Source organism: Actinoplanes sp. NPDC089786 (assembly GCF_040684855.1).
GTDB lineage: Bacteria > Actinomycetota > Actinomycetes > Mycobacteriales > Micromonosporaceae > Actinoplanes.
In genome coordinates, this window is sequence record NZ_JBFBGU010000012.1 from 144,566 (window position 1) to 162,480 (window position 17,915).

Here is a 17,915-nt window from a genome sequence, read left to right on the forward strand (position 1 = left end):
TTGCCGAGGTGGCCGCACTGACCCTCATCATCGTCGGTGCGGGCTGGGAGAGCTCCGCAGGGGCGATCGGCCACGCTCTGCGCCACGCCCTCGCCGAGCCGGAACGGTGGGAACGGCTGGCCCATGACGATCAGTACCTCGACGACCACGTCGAAGAAGCGCTCCGGCACAGCCCGGCCATCGACGGGTGGCTGCGCCTGACGACCACCGACGTCACCGTCGACGGCGTCGACATCCCCGGGGGGACCCGGTGCCTGGTCCTGATCGGCACCGCGAACCATGACCCGGCGGTCTTTCCCGAACCGCATGTCTTCGATCCCGGCCGGGCCGGGATCGGCCGGCACCTGGGCTTCGGTGCTGGGCCGCACTACTGCGTCGGCGCGGCGCTGGCCCGGCTCGAGCTGACGACCGCGCTGCGCTCCCTGGCCCGCGGGCTGCCTGATCTTGCCCTCGGCGACGGGTTCCGGGCCGGCTTCAAGCCCAGCGCCGCGCTGCGGCAATACACGGCTCTGCCGGCGCGTCGGCGAGCTGCGGGCCGCTGCCCGGTCAAGATGTTGGCCTGACGAGGTACCTGGCGGCCGTCAACTGAGGTTCGCCCCACGCCGGCCCGGCATTCACGGTGTCCCGCCGCGGTGATCACCGGCGAGATCGCCCGATCGATTCCGGTTCAGACCTTGGTCAGGCGGCCGAGACTCGTGACGATGTGGTCGAGCAGCACCTCGGTCGCCGGCCAGTCGAAGGCCGGGCGCGCCCGGGGTAGCACGACCAAACCGTGTATCGCGACCCAGAGCGCGGCGCCGTCGCGGGCCGGATCGGAGCTGGCCGAGGAGCCGTCCGCGACGCATTCGGCCAGAGCATCGGTGAGGCCGGCGAAGGCGGCGCCGCCTTCGGTCGCCCGGCGCCTCGCCACCGAAGGCGGTGATCCTTCCTGCGAGCCCTCGAACAGGATTCGGTACCGCCCGGGCTGATCGCGGCCGAACCGCACGTACCCGGCGCAGATCGCCCGCAACCGGTCGGCCGGGCTGCTCGCGGTGGCCTTGGCGGCGTGGGTGGCCGCCACCAGCTCAGCGAACGACTCGGCCACGACCGCGTCGATGACCGCGGCCCGGTCGGCGAAGTGCGGATAGACCGACGGTGCGGCGATTCCCGCCTGGCGTGCGATGGCGCGCAATGTCACTCCGGCGTCGGTGCCCGCCTGCCCGAGGAGCGCGATCGCCGCATCCAGGATCTCGCGCCGCAGGTGACTGCCTTGACCGCGCTTGTTGACCGCTCGGCGGATCTCACTCACGACTCAGCCTAACCCTTGTTAGACGAAGACGGTACCTTGAACTAACAATCGTTAGCCGGTGGGCGTATCGCATCGATCCGGTGAGGGCCGGCGCCGAATGCCGATGCGGAGTCCTGCAGTTTCCGGTGAGGATCGGCCACCGGGCCTGGCCGACCGGCCAATCCCACAGAGTTCTCCCAGAGGCTCTGCGAGAGCGGCCAGCCCGGTGGGCCAGCATCGCCGTCATGACAATGATCGAGGTACGCGGACTGACCAAGCGGTTCGGGCTCGAAAAAGTGGTGGACGACTTGTCGTTCACCGTCGAGGCCGGACAGGTCACCGGTTTCCTGGGCCCGAACGGTGCCGGCAAGACCACTCCCCATCGTCGGGTCGGCGAGGTGCTCGCCCGGACCGGGATGGAGAGCATGGAACTGACCCATTGCAGCGTCGAGTACCAGGGGGCGTCCGCATGAGCCGCACGATCCTGGCCGAGTGGATCAAACTCCGCAGTCTGCGCTCCACCTGGTACACGCTGGCATTCCTGTTCGTTGTCAGCCTGGGGATCACCATGATGTCCTCCAGCGTCGCTCAGGAGGCCTATGCGGACGCGGGCGACCTGTGGGATCCGACGGCGTACAGCCTGACGACCTACAAGGTCGGCCAGCTGATCCTCGGTGTGCTCGCCATCCTGGTGGTCACCTCGGAGTTCGCCACCGGCCTGATGCGGACGACGCTGGCCGCCACGCCCAGGCGGCATCGCGTACTGGCGGCCAAGGTGGTGATCGCCGCAACTGTCGCCGTGGTGGCCGGTCAGGTGCTGATGTTCGCCGCCTTCCTCATCGGTCAGGTGATGCTCGCCGGGCAAGGTGTGCCGAACGCGGGGCTCGGCGATCCCGGCGTGCTTTCCGCCGTTGCCGCCGCCGGTCTCTATCTGACCCTCGTCGCGTTGCTGGCCGTCGCGCTCGGCACGATCATGCGAGCCACCGCGGGTGCGCTCGCCACCCTGGTGGGCATTGTCTTCCTGGTACCCGGCCTGGCCCCGCTCTTTCCGTCCTCGATGAGCGGTCTGTTCGACTTCTGGCCGACGCTCGGCGCTGCGGCTGCCATCGCGACCGTCCCGGACCCGGACTTCCCGCATCCTTGGTGGAACATGGCGGGCATGTCCGTCGGGGTCGCCGCGGTGTTGGTCACCGCGTTTGTCCTCCTGCGACGCCGCGACGTGTGATGACGACTCGCGACATCTACCGAGGGCTGGTCGCGGCGGCCGGCGCGCTGTCCGCCATGGCTGGCACCGCGGTGGCCGGCCTGCTCCTGCTGGACGCCGATCGAGCAGGCCGGCTCGGTCGGCTGACCGCGGCAGTGGTCGCGATGGCGGCCGGCGGCCCGGCCACCATCGACGCCGTCCCGGCTGGTGGCCTTCCGATCGCTGTGCAGGGTCAGTTCAAGGTGATGCCACTGGGCGTCTCGCTGGTGGGTGCGGTGGTGCTCGGGACATTGTTGCTGCGCCACGGCCGGTCGGGGCTGCTGGTGCGCGGCATATCGGCGGTGGTCGCCTTCACGGCCGGTGTCGGCGTGGTGGCGATGGCGGCACGTGGAAGGCTGACGCTTCCGTCCGGCAGCGCCCGGGCGGCGGCAGACGGGATGGGTGCGTGCGCGGCGGGCACGGGCACCCCGTTGAACGGCGCTCTTCCCATCGACCAGTTCCAGGCCGGCTTCTCGGTGTCCACCGGCTCCACCGTGGCCGGCGCCGCGGTGGGGGCGATGGCCGTCGTCGGGCTGTGCTGGCTGACCGCACGGTTCTCGGCCATCGCGGGAACGCTGCGCGCCGCGCGCTGGACGATCGCCGGGGCGACCGTCGTGTGTGTACTGGCGGCCTGGGCATGGGTCGGCCCCCAGGCAGCCGGTGGACTACTGCTCGTCCTGCCTCTCGTGGTGAGCGGTGCGCTGCTGCACGGGCTCGGCGTGCCCTGGTCGTTCAGTGCCGACGGCGTGCTCGCGTGCGTCCTCGACGGCGGGTGGTCGCCGCCCGGACGGGGTGCGCCGGCGGTGCTGTCCGCCGTTGTGCTCCTGGCCTGCGGCATCGCCGTCGCCGTCGCCGCACGTACCGGCCGGGACCGGGCCTGCGGCCCGCTACGCCGGGCGGCCGGCCTGGCCGTGCGGCTCGGCCCGGTGGTGGCTGCCGTGCTGGTCCTCCTGACGCTGCTGTCCCGAGTCTCCGCCGAGCTGGGCGTCCGGGCCTTTGTCCTCGCCGTCCCGATCCTCGACGTGCGGTTGACGGCGAACCCGTGGGGTGCGCTGACTCTCGGCCTCGGCGCCGGTGCCATTGCCGGCTTCGCCGGCAGCCTGCTGGTTGACGCTTTCCGGCGCCGGACCTCGGTGGGCCGGCGACCATGACCGCCCGGGTAAGGGAAAGATCAACGGACGCTCACGCAGAGCCGGGCCGGGCACGTCATCGACCCACCGCGATAGTCATCGCGGCGGAGGATCCGGACAGCATCGGGCTGGTCGTAGACGCCGGCAGCGGTCCGGCGAGCATCCAGGGCCGGCCGTAGCGGCCGACGACGGGTGTCAGAGGCAGCCTCTGACACCCGCCGTCGGCCAGGTTCACCGTCTTCCGCCAACCGGTCTGGTGCGCGTTTCTCCATCGGCGCGAGCCGTTTCACGCCTTGCCGGCTCCCGGCCGGTTACCAGGCGACGACGCCCTGGGTGACCGGCTGCAGCGTGCCGATCCGCAGCGACTTCATCGTGATGCCGCTGCTTTCCGGTCGCGGGAAGCCGGACAGCTCAGCGCCCGGGCCACCGGTCGAGCCGTTCACGCTGAACCCGAGTCCGTTGCCCGTGGGGCAGCTTTCGTTGCCCTTGTCGCACGGCGCCCACTTGATGCCCTGGAAGGCGCTCCGCCCCGGACGTAGCGAGATCGCCGTGCCCGCGCCCGGCTCGTTGACCTGCGTGGCGGGCACCTTGACCACCTCGCCGGCGGCGTTGGTCAGCCAGATCATCACTCGCCCCTCGACGCTGCAGGCCCGCTTGCCGGTGTTGGTCACGGCGACCAGTCCTCGGGCGGCGCGGTCGCCGCGGTCCGGCTGGAGTGTCACGGTCACCTGGAGGCCGTCGTTCGCGCAGTTCCTGGCCCGGCCCTTGCCGCCATCATCGGGGGCGAGGTCGGCGGGGCCGGCATCGTCGTCGTATGCCTGACCCTCAGGGGGTGAGGCGTAGACCTGAGTGGTCGGGGAGTCGGCCGGCGCGGTGGACTCGTCGACCGTCTCGGAGGTGGCCGACGGTGCCGGCCCGGCCACGAGGTCCGGGCCGATACCGGCGCAGGCCTGCTGGGTGAGGGCGAGCCCCAAGCCGAACGCGCCGATCATCATGAGCCGGATGTGACGGGTGGTCATCGCTGCCTCCTGTAAGTGGAACTGACCGGCAAACCTTCTCCCGTGAACAAGGCCGGTGGCGCCGGTGCCGTCCCGGCTGGCACGAACGTGGGAGAGATCTTCAGGCGCGTGCGACGACCGACCACATCAGACAGACGCGGGTTCTTGTTCAGGGAAAGCGGATTGCGGCGATCTCGCGCGGCGGATCGCCGCAGGGGGACCGATCATCGGTTCAGCCGCCGGAGGTTGCCGATCAGGTGACCGAGACCCGAGATCACGACCAGCGCTCCCACGGCGACGATGATCCAGCTGAACCAGCCGACGGCCGGCACCCGCCTGGCCTGCTCCGGGTGGGCGGCGCGGTAGGACACCTCGACCGTTGCGCCTACATCGGGGCGGTTGCTGGCGGACGCCGGGTCCTGGAACGACACCGGGTGCCCATCCGCTGCGGTGAAGGTATAGATCGCGCTGTACATCAGCCGGCCCCTGCTGTTCCGGCCGGCGTGGATGTCGGTGATCGTGGCGGTGGCCGAAATGCCGTCGGGGTAGGGCGTCTGCGAGTCGTGAAAGTAGAATCCAGACACGAACAGCAGCAGTCCGCCGACGATGATCATCAGCGATCCGATGAAGCCCGGCCGTTTGCTCCGCATCACGTGCGTATCCTTTCGTCGGCAGAGCTGCGATCGTGGTGGTTGGCGAACGTCAGCGCCAGGTTCTGGCCCGGCCGGACCCGATCTGGTGCCCCAGGAGGAACCGGCTTGTCCCTGGGGCGGATGCCTCCGGCGTGGCGGAAACCTTCCACCACGCCGGACGCCGTTCTCAGCCGCCGATCGGCAGTTTCGTGCCGATGACGCGGGTTTCCGGTAGTGCTTCCTTGCCCGCCTTGCCCACGTTGAAGGACGTGAAGCACGTCGGCGGGTTGTCGGAGGGCGCCCACCGGACGGAGGTGAGGTGGTCGTCCACCGCCGGGTCCGTGAGGTTGGCCGAGAACCCGGCGGGCAGGTAGGCGGTCCACTCGCCGTCGTAGTTGAGGTCCGGGTAGATGCAGAGACCCCGCCCGTGAGACGTGTGGGCGAAGTTCGCCAGGGAACTGACGCTGTCGTCCAGGCCCGTGACGCGCAGATCCGGCAGGTCGGTGGTCGCCCAGATACCGTAGCCGCCACCGTCGGGGTCGGCCCACAGGCAGTAGCGATCCGACGGGCAGTCCGCGAACGCCGCCTGGGCGGCCGACGGCGCCGCGAACACGGTCACCAATCCCGCCGTGGCGGCCATGCTCCAGGCCATGACTTTACGTTTCAGCTGCATTCAGTACCTCCCTGGTGGATTCGTACCACTTTTTGAAACGTTATTAGCGCCTGAGCCACAGCACCAGCGGAAACCATCGCCTGTGGACTTCTGGGACATGACACTGCCTATTCGTACGTAACACGGCCCCGGCCGCCCGAGCCCGCGGCCCTCGGCGATGTCGCGCAGCCAGGTCACCGACCCACTGCGGCAGACGGCAGCCCGAGGGCGGGTGGCGATCGACCGAGCCCGAGCCGCCGGAACGGCGGGTTGACTCGTCCGCGACGCGGCAGGTTCGCACCCGCCTCGGATTCCCGGACAAGGGCTGTGGCCAGGGCTGATCCAGGTTCCTGAGGCTCCGCCGTCCGGCACTTGCGGAGCGCCGTCCCGGAGGCCTCGGCGCTACGTCACGTTGATCGCAATAACTTGACGCTCTGTGTCACACCATTGCATAGTGACGGTCATTCACAGTTTGATCGTCAAACTTTCCCGGGAGCCCTCATGATGGAGACGAACACCACCTCGGGGGGCACCGTGACTGCCACCGAGGTGGTGCTGCCGGGCAAGGTCGAGCCGTCCGGTCTCCGGCTGGTCCGGCGCGTTCTGCCACCGCCGGCGGCCGGCCAGGCCCTGGTCCGCGTCGAGTCGACCGCGGTGTCGTTCGCCGAGAGCGCGATGCGCCGAGGGCGCTACCAGGGGCAGCCCAAGTTCCCGTTCGTGCCCGGCTACGACCTCGTCGGCGTCGTCGAGTCCGTCGGCTCCGGTGTCGACCGGGCGCTGATCGGCCGGCGTGTCGCGGCTCTGACCAAGACCGGCGCCTGGGCCACGGCCGTCCTGCTGACCGCGGCCGATCTGGTGGAGGTTCCCGACGGGGTCGGCGCCGACGACGCGGAGACGCTGATCGTCAACGGGCTGACTGCCTACCAGATGCTGCACGGCAGTGCGAAGGTCGAGGCCGGGCAGACCATTCTCGTGCTGGGCGCCAGCGGCGGTGTGGGAAGCATCCTCGTGCAACTTGCCCGGCTGGCGGGCGTTCGCGTGATCGGTACCGCCAGCCCGCGCCACCACGAGGCGCTGCGCGCCCTCGGGGCCGAGCCGATCGACTACCGCGACCCGAACCTGGCCGCCCGCATCCGGGACTTGGCCCCCGACGGTGTGGATGCTGTGTTCGACCACCTCGGCGGCAAGAGCGTCGACCTCTCCTACCGGCTGCTCAACCGCACCGGCACTCTGGTTTCGTACAGCATCGCCAGCCACCTTGACGACGCCACTCCCGTGCTGCTCACCTTCATGGGCCTACTCAGCAAACTCGCCTACTGGAACTACCTGCCCACCGGTAAGCACGCGAGCTTCTACAACGTCTGGACCGGCGCCGGCAAGCCGGGCTCGGCCAAGCGCGCGGCGTTTCAGGACCGCATCCGTACCGACCTGACGCACGTTTTCACCCTGCAGCGCGACGGCAAGCTCGCCGCGAAGGTCGCCGCCCGTTATCCGCTCGCCGAGGTGGCCGCGGCCATCGAACTGTCCGAGTCCTCCGGCCGCACCGCCCTGGGCAAGATCATTTTGGTTCCTTGATGCGGAACGTGAACCACAGCGGCGAGGCAGTTCCGACCGAGGCAGACGGACCCGCACAGACCAGGGTCTGGGTTGCCCTCGCGGCCGCCGGGAGCGCGCTCGTCCTGGGCGCGCTGGTGTTCATCGTGGGTGAGGCCGTGGCCGCTCAGGCGTGGCCGGCGCCGGGCTACAGCTACGGCAACAACTTCATCAGCGACCTCGGCGATCCGCAGTGCGGCCCGTACGACGGGCGGGTGGTGTGCTCGCCGATGCACTGGCTGATGAATGGAGCGTTCGTCGTTCAGGGCCTGCTGCTCGGTTGCGCGGTCTGGCTGGCCGGGCGGGCGCTCAGCGGCCGGTCCCGGGCGGCGGTGCGGTGGGTCGGCGGTGTCACCGCCGCGGGATTTGTGCTGACCGGTGTTGTGCACAGCTCGCCCGAGGCCACCGAGAACGGCACACTCTGGCTGCACTATCTCGGTGCGACCCAGGCGATCCTGGGCGGCAACGCGACGGCCATCCTCGTCGGCCGGCAGTGGCGGCGGCTGCGGGTCCCCGCCGTGGTCGGCTCCGGCAGCGTCATTCTGGGAACGCTGGGGATCGTGGCCGCGTTGACGTGGCTGGCAACCTTCGGGGTAGCGCCGCCCGGGGTCCTGGAGCGCATCGCCGCCTACGCCTTCGTGCTGTGGCAGGTCATCTTCGGTGGCCTCCTGCTGCACGTCACACAGCCTGTCCGCCTGCTGCTTCGGCGGTCACCGGGGAGAGAAGCGGGGAAGACCCCATGAGGCTTCGCGCTCGATAACAGCAGGGCGGCGTGGCCGAACCCATGTCGTCCGTCGGGCCTTGCCGCAGCACACCCGTCCCTTCCCGCCGCCGTGTCGGCCCGCACCGGCACGGCATGTCGGCCCGGTGGGCCACTGCCGGGTCGCCTCGTGTGGTGCGAGCACGCCATCGGCACTGACTCGTCAAGAGAATCGACCCCGCTAAGGAGCACCACCATGTCATCCGTCACGGCTACCCCACGTCGAACGGTCGCGCGCTGGGGCGGGTTTGCCCTGGTAGCCGCGGTCCTGCTCGAGTTGATCGCAGAGGCGAGCGTTGCCGCCGCGTGGGACCGACGTCCGTACAGCTATCTCGAGGACTACGTCAATTTCCTCGGCAGCCCGTTTGCCGGCGAGTTCCAGGGCATTGTCATCTCGTCGCCGCTGTGGCCGCTGATGAGCGCCACGTGGATCGTCTCCGGAGCGCTCGTCGCCGCGGCGAGCATCGCCATCAGCCGCCGGCTCACCGGCTGGAGGCGACCGACGATCGCCGCCCTCGGCCTCGCGCAGGCCATCGCCTTGGTTCTGTTCGCGGTGTTCCCGCTCGGCCCCGCGCGTTTCGACGACGGAACTTTGGTCCTCTACCTGATCGGAGCGTTCCTTTCCATCATCGCGGGGAACGTCCTCGCCGTCGTCACCGGGTTGTCGAGCATGGCTCTCGGGCTTCCACGATGGCTTGCGAAGGTCAGCATCGTCCTCGGCGGCATCGGGCTGCTCAACATCCCGGTCACCTACGGCTGGACTCCCACCGGACTCGCCGAGCGCATCTCCCTCTACAGCTATCTGGTCTGGGCTCTGATCACCGGCCTCGTGCTCATCCGATCCGCCGCCGGTGACGCTCACGCCCAGAAGTGAACAGTGGTCCGTTTCAACGACGGAGCCCCCTCATGGCCATGACGACCGTGACAGCACCGCCGGAGGGCCCGGCCGGCTCAGAGCAGGGCCGACCTGGACGGGGGCTGTCCCAGAACATGTTCGGCGCAGAAGGACAACACCGTCTCGTAGAAGATCTGAGCGTTGGCGGGGTTGAGGATCCAGTGGTGTTCGGTGGTGAAGCGGAGAAACCGGTGCGGCATGGTGTCCGGTTCGCCTGGCCATCCGCTGACGAGATCCCACCATAGGCGTTGTGCCTCGCTGATCGGGACGTTGTAGTCCCCGTTGCCGTGGGTGACGAGCATCGGCGTCCGGATGCGGCCGGCGAAGCGTTCGGGCGAGTTGGCGGCATACCAGGCCGGATGGTCGTCGCGGGTGCCGAACCAGCTGTTCTTCATGTGTGCGGCGTCGGTGGTGTCGTGATGCTGTTCGAGCGCGTAGAGCCCGGCGTGGGTGACGATGGCACTGAATCTGTCGGTGTTTCCGGCGATCCAGTTCGTCATGAATCCTCCGAACGAGGCGCCGAGGCCGGCGAGCCGGCGCCGGTCCAGGTCTGGGCGGTCGAGGACGGTGTCGAGGAGGGCTTCGATGTCAGCCCACACCCGCGCGGCCCGGTGTGGCCAGGCCCGGTGGATCCACTGTTCGCCGTAACCCGTCGACAGCGCGGGGTCGGGCAGCAGCACGGCCCATCCCTGTGCCACGAAGGCCCAGGGGCTCAGGCGCCATGACCACGAGTTGTGCGAGGCCAGGGGCCCACCGTGGATCATGACGAGCACGGGCGCCTTCGTATCGGTGGACGCGCCGTCCGGCAGGCACAGGTAGCCCTCCACGGATCCGTCGCCGTCCGGCAGGGGACACGACACGCGGAGCAGGTGCCCGTGCAGTGGTGGTTGTGGCGCCGGCTGCGGGAGCGGACTGGACGCCTGGTCGGGCTGATGTGCGTCCAGCCGTACCGGAGCGGGCGGGCTGTCCACCGCGTGGCGCAGGGCGAAGAGCCACCGGCCGTCGGGGGACGGGCACAGTTGCTGGTAAACCGCGTCGGAGGCCAGTTGTGCCCGTTGACGGCCGGTGGCCGGATCGTACGCGCGGACCGCGCCACGGCCGTGCAGATCTCCGGTCACGTAAAGCGTGCGCGCGTCGGGCGCCCAGGTCCACTCGCGCGGGTACAGGTCACCGACCTCGAGACCGACCGGCTCCGCGCCGATGTCACCGGGAACGGCGATGATCAGCAGCCTGTCGCGGACCGGCCGGTCGAACGTCCCCTCCGTGCGGGCCAGCACGGCCACAAGCCGGCCGTCCGGGGAGATGCGCGGAGATATGTACGAGACGTCGTCGGCTGAGGCCAAGGGGGTACGGCGGCCCGTTCCGGTGTCGATGAAGGCCAGCCCGGACGGGAAACCGCCGCCTTCCGTACGTCGGCTCCACTGTGTGACCACCACGCGCCCGGCGGCGTCGATGGAGCATGGGGGACCGGCGAGCGCGTTGGTGAACACCAGGGAGTTGCCGGCGCCGGGAGCGAGATCGCGCAGAGCCGCGGGAGCATCGTCTTCTGGGAGCAGCAGCAGTTGTGGATACTCGATGTCCAGCTCGTAGAACGGGTGCCGAACCGGCATTCCGGTGTGCAGCACCGCACTGACCCCCAGCGCCCGCCGGGTGGCACGCCGTTCGGCGTCATCGTCGGCCGTCGACCCGGCAAGCCGCGAACCGAACACGACAGTCGTGCCGGTCGCCGACGCGACCAACGGCGAGGTGATGCCGCCGGCCTTGGTGGCCAGCAGGCGACACCGGCCGCCCGGCTCCACCACCCACAATGCGGGGGTGCCGTCCACCCCCAGCCGAGCGGACACGAACACGAGCGAGCCGTCGGGCCGGAACACCGGCCTCGAAGCCCCCTCCTCGAAGGTGATCAGTGGCCGGGCGGCGCCGCCGCCGAGGGGGATCTCCCACAGTTGCGGCACGGATCTCGATCCGGCCGCGTTCAGCACCTCGACCGTCGCCACGAGTCGGCGCCCGTCGCAACTCAGCGCCAACCCGGCGACCTTCGGCGAAGCGATCAGGGCAGACCATTCCATCCGTCGATGATCGCGGCACTCCGGCGGCCCGGGCAACCCGGGCGGATCCCTGATGATCAATTGTTGCCGGGAGCTGGATCCGGGGCCGATGGCGCGGCCAAGCGTGCTTCGGCTCGGCGCTGCCACTGTAGGACGCCGGCGGTGCGGTTGGCGTCGATCGCCTGCTGGTACGCGGCTCGTGCAGCGGGCAGGTCGCGCAGTCCGTGCAGGCCGCAGCCGACGAAGTAGTGGATGGATCCGACATGGTCGGCCAAGCCGTGGCAGGCGAACTCGTGGCCCCAGGGAATGATGCGTTCCAGTCCGGCTCGCAGAGCCGCGCTCGGACCCGCCTCGGCGAGGACGTCCACGCGCAGACAGTCGATATAGGTGGAGGTGCTGTCCCAGGCGCCGTGGCGGCGGCTCATGCTGTCCGGATGGAGGATTTTGGAACCGCTGAGCCGATCGCCGCGGAACGCAGCTGTTCGGTTCGAACGGTCAAGGCCATCGTCCAAGGGTCCATGCGCCGGCTGGGACCGCGCAATCGTGCGCACGCCGTCGCCTTCGCCATTCGACACGGTCTGATCTGAGCGCCTCGCGCCGGCTGACGGTACGGATGTCAGGATGAAGGCGACAGATCTGGCTTGACACCGGCCAGGCGCTGGGCGGCCTCGACCACGGCTGCTCGCCGGCGTGCATGTTCGCCCGGCGCGTCGGAATCGCTGCCGGTCAGCATGGTGGCGAGCTGTGGGACGGCGAACCACCAGGCGGCGAGGCCGATGACCATGAACATGAGGTGACCGGCGTCGATCCCGCCGTCGACGACACCGTCCCGCTGTGCTTGCGCCGTCGCGGCGACCTTGCGGTCGTAATGAGTCGTACGCGTCGTCGCGTTCACCGGCGGAGCATTGCGCAGGCCTTCCCACTGGAGCAAGCGGGCCAGTTCGGGGTGTTGTCGGTAGTAGTCGAACGTACGCCCGGCGAACTCGCCCAGATCCTCGAACCGGAGACCCTCCGGAGCGACGGCCCGGGAGAGTTCCTCGAGCGCTTCGGTCAGCACGTCTTCGAAGAGGGCGTCCTTGTCCCCGAAGTAGGCGTAGAGCCGCTCCTTGTTGATCCCGGCCCGGTTGGCGATCCTCGTCACCGTGGTGCCGTCGACGCCGTGCTCGGCGAACTCGGCGTACGCGGCCTTCTGAAGTCGTTGCCGGGTCTCTTCGACGTTGCGCCTCATCCGGAAAGCCTACCGCCACCAACGTTGTCGTTGGTTCGCGGCAGTGCTAGCGTGGCCAAAGCCAACGCCAACGTTGCAGTTGGTTGAGGATGCCCAAGGAGTTGATCGCCCGATGAGAGCAATAGGATTCATGCGCTTCGGAGGGCCGGAGGTTCTCGGCGTTCACCACCTTCCGGATCCTCGTCCCGGCGCCGGAGAGGCCCGGATCCACGTTCGGGCCGCCGCCGTCAACCCGACGGACATCTCACGTCGGACCGGCCTGCTGGGGGTTGGCGACGGGAGCCCGCCCTACATTCCTGGCGCGGAAGCCGCAGGGGTGATCGACGCCGTCGGCGCGGGCAGCAGGTGGCAGATCGGGGACGCGGTCATGGCCATGGCCATACCGATGTCCGAGCATGGAGGGGCGTACGCCGAGTATCTCGTCGCTCCCGACGACTCCATCGCCCGCATACCCGCCAATACATCGTTCGAGCAGGCGTCCACCCTGCCGATGAACGGTCTCACGGCCGCGCAGACCCTGGAGCTGATGTCGTTGCGCCCGGGCCAGAGCATCGCCGTGACCGGAGCCGCCGGGATGGTCGGCAACTATCTGGTCCAGCTCGCCAAGATGCAACGCCTGATCGTGATCGCGGATGCGGGGCCCAAGGACGTTGCCCTGGTCCGGTCGCTGGGCCCGGACCACGTCATTGATCGGGGCGACGACCTTGCGGCCCGGATCCGCGCCGTCTTTCCCGGTGGTGTGGACGCGGTGGCCGACACCGCGTTGTTGCACGAAAAGGTCGTGCCGGCGCTGTGCGACGGCGGCGTATTCGTCTCCCTTCGCCGCTGGAAAGGGAAACCCACCCGGAACATCCGCTTCGAAGCCACCTGGGTTTATGACGACTACCGCTCCTCGGCAAAGCTCGACAGTCTCCGGCGGGCGGCTGAAGAGGGTGTGCTGACGCCACGCGTAGCCGACGTGCTCCCCGCGGAGAAAGCCGCAGATGCGCATCGTCGAGTCGAGGCGGGCGGCGTCCGGGGACGAATAGTCCTCACTTTCTGACGCGAAGGCTGAGTGAAAGGAACCACGTCGTGAGAGCGGTCGCAGTCCACCGTTTCGGTGAGTCTCCACGCCTTGTCGACCTGCCGGAACCCCATGGGGGCCCGGGCGAGGTGCTCGTCGGTCTGCAGTTCGCATCGATCAATCCGGTGGACTGGGCCGCTGCGGCCGGGGCCTTGACCGGGTTCACGAAGAACCGGTTTCCGCTGATCCTGGGCTTCGACGGGACAGGCCGGATCGAGGCCATCGGAGCGGGCGTTCAGCGGTTCGCCGTCGGCGATCTCGTTCACGGTCAGTTCTGGGGCGATGTTCTTGCGTTCGGAACCTACGCGGAGCGTCTGACCATCGTGGAAGAGCCTGTGTTCGGCGCACTGCAAAAGGTTCCCGGCGGCGTCGACCCCCGGCTGGCCGCCGCGCTGCCGACCGCCGGCATGACGGCGGACGGGGCCCTGGAACAGCTTGACCTCCGGGCCGGCCAGAGCCTGCTCATCCTTGGCGCCACCGGCGGGGTGGGCGTCCTGGCAACCCAGCTCGCCGCTCAGGCCGGCCTGACCGTCATCGCCACCGCCCGCGCCGACGCCCACGAACAGATCCGGCGTCTAGGCGCCGCCGACACGGTCGACTACGGCACGCAACCGGTCGATGACCAGCTCGCGTCCATCGCTCCCGGAGGGGTGCACGGGGTGCTCGATCTGGTGGGTGGTGCCGAGAGCCTCGCCGTCGCCGTGCGCCATCTGCGCGACGGCGGACGCGCCGTGTCGATTGCCTCCGGCGTCAGCGAGGAACTCGCCGCGGAACAGCGGATCACTGCGGTCAACTATGTGCTGGACGACAAGCCGGCGCGGCTGCGCCGAGTCAGCGCGCGGCTCGCCGCCGGGCGCCTGGACATCCCCATCGGACGGGAGGTTGCTCTGGACCAGGCGCCGGAGGCCGTCGCGGCCGCTCAGCGGGGCGGGGCCCGCGGCAAGACGGTGATCCGTATTTCGGACTCGGCCGGATGAGGCCTTGTCGTCAGACGGTCGTGCCACTGACAGGGCGAGGACGACGGCGGGCGGGGGCGGCCGGCGGGCCGGCTCCGCGCTTCAGGGGGTGCGTGAAACGTCGACGAGGCCCTCGAGCCAGCGCTGATGGTTGGCGAGCAGGGAGCGGCGTAGTGCCGCGGCTCTCATGCGGGGGATGAGCCCGGTCTGTACTTCCTCGGTGACCACCAGGCAGCCGCCGTCCTGCGTCGGGGTGAGCAGCCAACGGTGATAACCGGCGGAGCCCGGCCCGGTGCCGCTCCAGGCGAGGCGACGAGCCGGCTCGAACTCGGTGACCTGCGTCTTCACGCGGACGCCCAGCGTCGTCCAGGTGAAGGGCGAGTCGGCCGCGAGAACCGCGCCACCGCCCATGATGCTGACCCGGCGAGCGTGCGGGTACCACTGCGGCCAGTTGGTCGCGGTGACCAGCGCGGGCCAGAGCTTCTCCGCCGAGAGGGAGGTGCGGATCTCGTTGCGCGTGTACACCGGCGCCGTCCGAGGATCGAATCCGGCCGGCCAGTCCTCGCTTGATCTCATGGTGCCTCCATCGCCTAACATTTGTTCGGCGATCGTAGCAGGCATCACCTAACAAATGTTAGACGTAGTTGTGCGCGAGAGGCGGAAAGGTCCGCTCGCGGGGTCAGGGTGGCCGGCTGCGGCAGGAGATCTCGCACGCGGCGTTCGTTCCGCTGACGCGCGACGGTCAGTAACAGTGCGAATCATCTCAACGAGATTACGATGCGTCTACTCCCACCGCCAAGGTCACATACCGACCATCGGTGTGCGTCATGAGGGTATGACTTCGAAGAAGCTGTGGCGGGCCTGCTCGTCGGCCTCGCCGCAATCGCCCTGATGGGCGCGGCCGGTGTCGCGTTCGCGGGTGTTTCGCCCGGAGGGCGCGTCACCCTGCCATCTCCGGTGAGTGAACCGCCGACCGGGGAGTCCTCGGTGGCCGAATCCGAAGGCGCCACCGGTCACGGCCGGTGTCAAGTACTGCGCCGGTGACGCCGACACCGAGCCGTGCCTGACCACCATCGGTTCGGACCTGGGCCTCAGCGTGACACCCGGCTTCGACGACGTGACCGGTATCGGCACCCCGACGAATGCCTTCGTCACGGCGTTCCGCCGCTTCTGACCGACCCCGGCGAGCTCGGTGCCCGAGCCGGTCAGCGAGTAGCGAGCTCACCGGTCCGGATCGCGCGGGCTCGGCCCGCGGGGCCGGCGTCAGTCGACCGGCGGCGTCCACGACGGCAGGAGAGTGGTCACCTTGCCGAGCAGGTCGGCCAGCTGTCCGTACTCGTCGTCGCCGAGGCCGCGGCGCAGGTGGTCGTCGAGGTCGGCCATGATGTGGTCCGCGCGGGCGGCCTCGTGCCGGCCGGCGTCGGTCAGGTGTAGCTCCTGCACGGTGGCGTGCCGGGCATGGGTGCGCCGCTCGATCCAGCCGCGCTCCACCAGCTTGGCCACCAGGGGTTGGATCGCCTGCGGCGTCACACCGACGACGCGGGCCAGCTCGGCGGCGGTCGAACCGGGACCGACCTGCAGGTTCACCAGTACGGCGTAGAGCGAGCCGGAATTGCCGATCTTGCGCAGCGGCCGTTCCTTGACGGCCAGCACGGCGAGATCGGCGCGCCGCAGGGCCGAGACGACGCGACCGAGGATCTGGTCGTCGCCGGCGAGCCGGACCGAATCTTCCCTCACGTCTGCTCACGGTACACCAGGCCTTACGTTGATCTAGAGCTTGCTTTGTCTCAGGAGCTTGATGAATATCAAGAACCTGATACGGTGATGTCATTGCACCGATGGAGCATCGGAGAAGACGATGAGCACCGACACCGTGAGCACGGCGGTCACCCGTGACGGCGACCCCGGCGGCACCGCCACCGAAGTGATCACCATCGACCAGACCACCGGCGCCGAGTTCGCCTCCTACCTGGTGGCCGGTGCGGCAGAGGCCCGCCAGGCGGTCGACATCGCCCGCGCCAACACCGGCCCGTGGTGGGAGTTCGGCTTCGCCGGCCGGGCCGAGCGGTTGAGCGCGTGGCGCCTCGACATCGCGCGCGGTGGCGAGGAACTGGCCCACCTGATCCACGCGGAGAACGGGAAGTCGCTGGAGGACGGACGCGCCGAAGTGCTGGCCGCGCTCGGGCACCTGAGCTTCGTGATCGACAACGCGGAGCGGGTGCTCGGCGTACACCCGGTCGAGGTGCCGCCCACCATGTCGCACCAGGACGCATGGGTGGAGCACCTCCCGTACGGCGTGGTCGGCGTGATCGGGCCGTGGAACTTCCCGCTCGGCACGCCGGGCGCGATCGTCATCCACGCGCTGGCCGCCGGCAACGCGGTGATCCTCAAGCCCAGCCAGATCACGCCGGGCGTGGCCGAGTGGCTGGCCCGCTCATGGGAACGGGCGGTGCCGGACGTGCCGGGCGCCCTGCAGACCCTGAACGGCTACGCCGCCACCGGGCAGGCGCTGATCGCGGCGGGCCTCGACAAGGTCGCGTTCACCGGCAGCGTGGCCTCCGGCCGGGCGGTGGCCGCGGCCTGCGCCTCCACGCTGACGCCGATGCTGCTGGAGCTGGGCGGCAACGACGGTGTCGTGGTGGCCGCCGACGCCGACCTCGACCTGGCGGCCGCCCGCATCACCTGGGGCGCCCTGCAGAACACCGGTCTGGGCTGCATCAGCCTGGAGGTGGCGTATGTGGTGGACGAGGTGCACGACGCCCTGGTCCAGAAGATCAGCGCGCTGGCCGCGCGGGTGCACGCCGGCAGCGGCGTCGGCGACCCGATCGGGCCGGTGCCGCTGCCCGGCCAGATTCCGGTGATCCAGGAGCACATCCGGGATGCGCTCGCCCGCGGCGCCACCGCGGCGGTGGGCGGGTCGATCACCGGCGACAGCCGCTATGTGCAGCCGACGATCCTCGTCGACGTCCCGCCGGACGCGCTGGCCGCGACCGAGGAGACCTTCGGCCCGGTGCTGACCGTCGTGCGGGTACGTGACGTCGACGAGGCGGTCGAGCGGATCAACGACGGCCCGTACGGGCTGGGCAGCGCGGTCTTCAGCCGCGACCACGGAGTCGCCCTCGCCCGGCGACTGCGGGTCGGCATGACGAGCGTCAACGACGCGCTGGCGTTCTCGCAGATCCCGGCGCTGCCGTTCGGCGGCCGGGGCGACAGCGGCTTCGGCCGCAAACACGGCGACGAGGGGCTGCGGGAGTTCGCCTACCCGCACGCCATCTCGGTGCGGACCGGAGCAGCGCCGGCGCCGGCTACCGCCTTCGACCGCCCACCGGGCGCGATGGCCGCCGCCCTGACGGCGGTGCGCGACCGGCTGGAGGGCCGGCGATGAGCACCGACGACCGCGCCGAGCTGTCAGTTCGTCGGCGCACCGTGCTCAAAGTGGCCACCGCGGCC

Annotated in this window: 19 protein-coding genes and 1 pseudogene; 11 read left to right on the plus strand and 9 right to left on the minus strand. The window is 69.7% G+C overall.

What is annotated here, in order from left to right:
* Positions 1-8: 8 nt before the first annotated feature.
* Positions 9-563: a cytochrome P450 gene (locus tag AB0O15_RS29370; protein WP_364324659.1), complete on the plus strand. Its 555-nt coding sequence runs from the start codon at positions 9-11 to the stop codon at positions 561-563.
* Between the two features lie 104 nt (positions 564-667).
* Here the strand turns inward: AB0O15_RS29370 and AB0O15_RS29375 are convergent, their stop codons facing one another.
* Complete coding sequence (locus AB0O15_RS29375; RefSeq protein ID WP_364324662.1) at positions 668-1,288, minus strand: TetR/AcrR family transcriptional regulator; 621 nt, start codon at positions 1,286-1,288, stop codon at positions 668-670.
* A gap of 230 nt (positions 1,289-1,518) precedes the next feature.
* On the opposite strand from AB0O15_RS29375, the pseudogene AB0O15_RS29380 reads away from it, so the two are divergent.
* The 3 genes and pseudogenes from AB0O15_RS29380 to AB0O15_RS29390 form a co-directional block, all read left to right on the plus strand.
* Positions 1,519-1,644: pseudogene (locus AB0O15_RS29380) on the plus strand (ATP-binding cassette domain-containing protein); the annotation flags it as partial.
* 92 nt (positions 1,645-1,736) lie between these two features.
* Positions 1,737-2,492: an ABC transporter permease gene (locus tag AB0O15_RS29385; RefSeq protein WP_364324665.1), complete on the plus strand. Its 756-nt coding sequence runs from the start codon at positions 1,737-1,739 to the stop codon at positions 2,490-2,492.
* A complete protein-coding gene (locus AB0O15_RS29390; protein ID WP_364324668.1) occupies positions 2,492-3,661 on the plus strand; it encodes a streptophobe family protein in 1,170 nt (389 codons plus the stop codon). Before AB0O15_RS29385 ends, AB0O15_RS29390 begins: the two co-directional genes overlap by 1 nt.
* Positions 3,662-3,951: 290 nt before the next feature.
* Here the strand turns inward: AB0O15_RS29390 and AB0O15_RS29395 are convergent, their stop codons facing one another.
* From AB0O15_RS29395 to AB0O15_RS29405, 3 genes are all read right to left on the minus strand, one after another.
* Complete coding sequence (locus AB0O15_RS29395) at positions 3,952-4,659, minus strand: DUF4232 domain-containing protein (protein WP_364324671.1); 708 nt, start codon at positions 4,657-4,659, stop codon at positions 3,952-3,954.
* Between the two features lie 203 nt (positions 4,660-4,862).
* The gene (locus AB0O15_RS29400) at positions 4,863-5,288 is read right to left on the minus strand and encodes a DUF3592 domain-containing protein (protein ID WP_364324914.1); all 426 of its coding nucleotides are present in this window, start codon (positions 5,286-5,288) and stop codon (positions 4,863-4,865) included.
* Between the two features lie 169 nt (positions 5,289-5,457).
* Positions 5,458-5,943 (minus strand): peptidase inhibitor family I36 protein, encoded by a 486-nt coding sequence (locus tag AB0O15_RS29405; protein WP_364324674.1) that lies wholly within the window; start codon positions 5,941-5,943, stop codon positions 5,458-5,460.
* A gap of 480 nt (positions 5,944-6,423) precedes the next feature.
* On the opposite strand from AB0O15_RS29405, the gene AB0O15_RS29410 reads away from it, so the two are divergent.
* The 3 genes from AB0O15_RS29410 to AB0O15_RS29420 all read left to right on the plus strand — a co-directional run bounded on the left by AB0O15_RS29410 (position 6,424) and on the right by AB0O15_RS29420 (position 9,149).
* The gene (locus tag AB0O15_RS29410) at positions 6,424-7,497 is read left to right on the plus strand and encodes a medium chain dehydrogenase/reductase family protein (protein WP_364324677.1); all 1,074 of its coding nucleotides are present in this window, start codon (positions 6,424-6,426) and stop codon (positions 7,495-7,497) included.
* Entirely contained in the window at positions 7,497-8,258 is a 762-nt protein-coding gene (locus AB0O15_RS29415; protein WP_364324680.1) for a DUF998 domain-containing protein, read from the plus strand. Before AB0O15_RS29410 ends, AB0O15_RS29415 begins: the two co-directional genes overlap by 1 nt.
* A gap of 213 nt (positions 8,259-8,471) precedes the next feature.
* Positions 8,472-9,149, plus strand: coding sequence for a DUF998 domain-containing protein (locus tag AB0O15_RS29420; RefSeq protein WP_364324683.1), 678 nt, complete (start codon positions 8,472-8,474; stop codon positions 9,147-9,149).
* A gap of 77 nt (positions 9,150-9,226) precedes the next feature.
* Here AB0O15_RS29420 and AB0O15_RS29425 read toward each other — a convergent pair whose 3' ends face one another.
* From AB0O15_RS29425 to AB0O15_RS29435, 3 genes are read right to left on the minus strand one after another with little or no spacing between them, the layout of a single operon-like run.
* Positions 9,227-11,239 carry a prolyl oligopeptidase family serine peptidase gene (locus tag AB0O15_RS29425; RefSeq protein ID WP_364324686.1) on the minus strand — a complete coding sequence of 671 codons (2,013 nt, stop codon included), beginning with the start codon at positions 11,237-11,239 and terminating at the stop codon, positions 9,227-9,229.
* Between the two features lie 56 nt (positions 11,240-11,295).
* The gene (locus AB0O15_RS29430; protein WP_364324689.1) at positions 11,296-11,793 is read right to left on the minus strand and encodes a hypothetical protein; all 498 of its coding nucleotides are present in this window, start codon (positions 11,791-11,793) and stop codon (positions 11,296-11,298) included.
* A 41-nt stretch (positions 11,794-11,834) separates the two neighbouring features.
* Positions 11,835-12,446 (minus strand): TetR family transcriptional regulator, encoded by a 612-nt coding sequence (locus AB0O15_RS29435; RefSeq protein WP_364324692.1) that lies wholly within the window; start codon positions 12,444-12,446, stop codon positions 11,835-11,837.
* A 130-nt stretch (positions 12,447-12,576) separates the two neighbouring features.
* On the opposite strand from AB0O15_RS29435, the gene AB0O15_RS29440 reads away from it, so the two are divergent.
* Complete coding sequence (locus AB0O15_RS29440; protein WP_364324695.1) at positions 12,577-13,488, plus strand: NADP-dependent oxidoreductase; 912 nt, start codon at positions 12,577-12,579, stop codon at positions 13,486-13,488.
* Between the two features lie 110 nt (positions 13,489-13,598).
* Positions 13,599-14,486, plus strand: coding sequence for an NADP-dependent oxidoreductase (locus AB0O15_RS29445; protein WP_364324698.1), 888 nt, complete (start codon positions 13,599-13,601; stop codon positions 14,484-14,486).
* Between the two features lie 81 nt (positions 14,487-14,567).
* Here AB0O15_RS29445 and AB0O15_RS29450 read toward each other — a convergent pair whose 3' ends face one another.
* The gene (locus tag AB0O15_RS29450; protein ID WP_364324701.1) at positions 14,568-15,041 is read right to left on the minus strand and encodes an SRPBCC domain-containing protein; all 474 of its coding nucleotides are present in this window, start codon (positions 15,039-15,041) and stop codon (positions 14,568-14,570) included.
* A gap of 385 nt (positions 15,042-15,426) precedes the next feature.
* Between AB0O15_RS29450 and AB0O15_RS29455 the strand changes: the two genes are divergently transcribed.
* On the plus strand, positions 15,427-15,639 hold the full coding sequence (locus tag AB0O15_RS29455; RefSeq protein WP_364324704.1) for a hypothetical protein: 213 nt from the start codon (positions 15,427-15,429) through the stop codon (positions 15,637-15,639).
* An 89-nt stretch (positions 15,640-15,728) separates the two neighbouring features.
* Here AB0O15_RS29455 and AB0O15_RS29460 read toward each other — a convergent pair whose 3' ends face one another.
* On the minus strand, positions 15,729-16,202 hold the full coding sequence (locus AB0O15_RS29460) for a MarR family winged helix-turn-helix transcriptional regulator (protein ID WP_364324707.1): 474 nt from the start codon (positions 16,200-16,202) through the stop codon (positions 15,729-15,731).
* A 121-nt stretch (positions 16,203-16,323) separates the two neighbouring features.
* Here AB0O15_RS29460 and AB0O15_RS29465 point away from each other — a divergent pair, with 121 nt between their 5' ends.
* A complete protein-coding gene (locus AB0O15_RS29465) occupies positions 16,324-17,850 on the plus strand; it encodes an aldehyde dehydrogenase family protein (protein ID WP_364324710.1) in 1,527 nt (508 codons plus the stop codon).
* Positions 17,851-17,915: the final 65 nt, after the last annotated feature.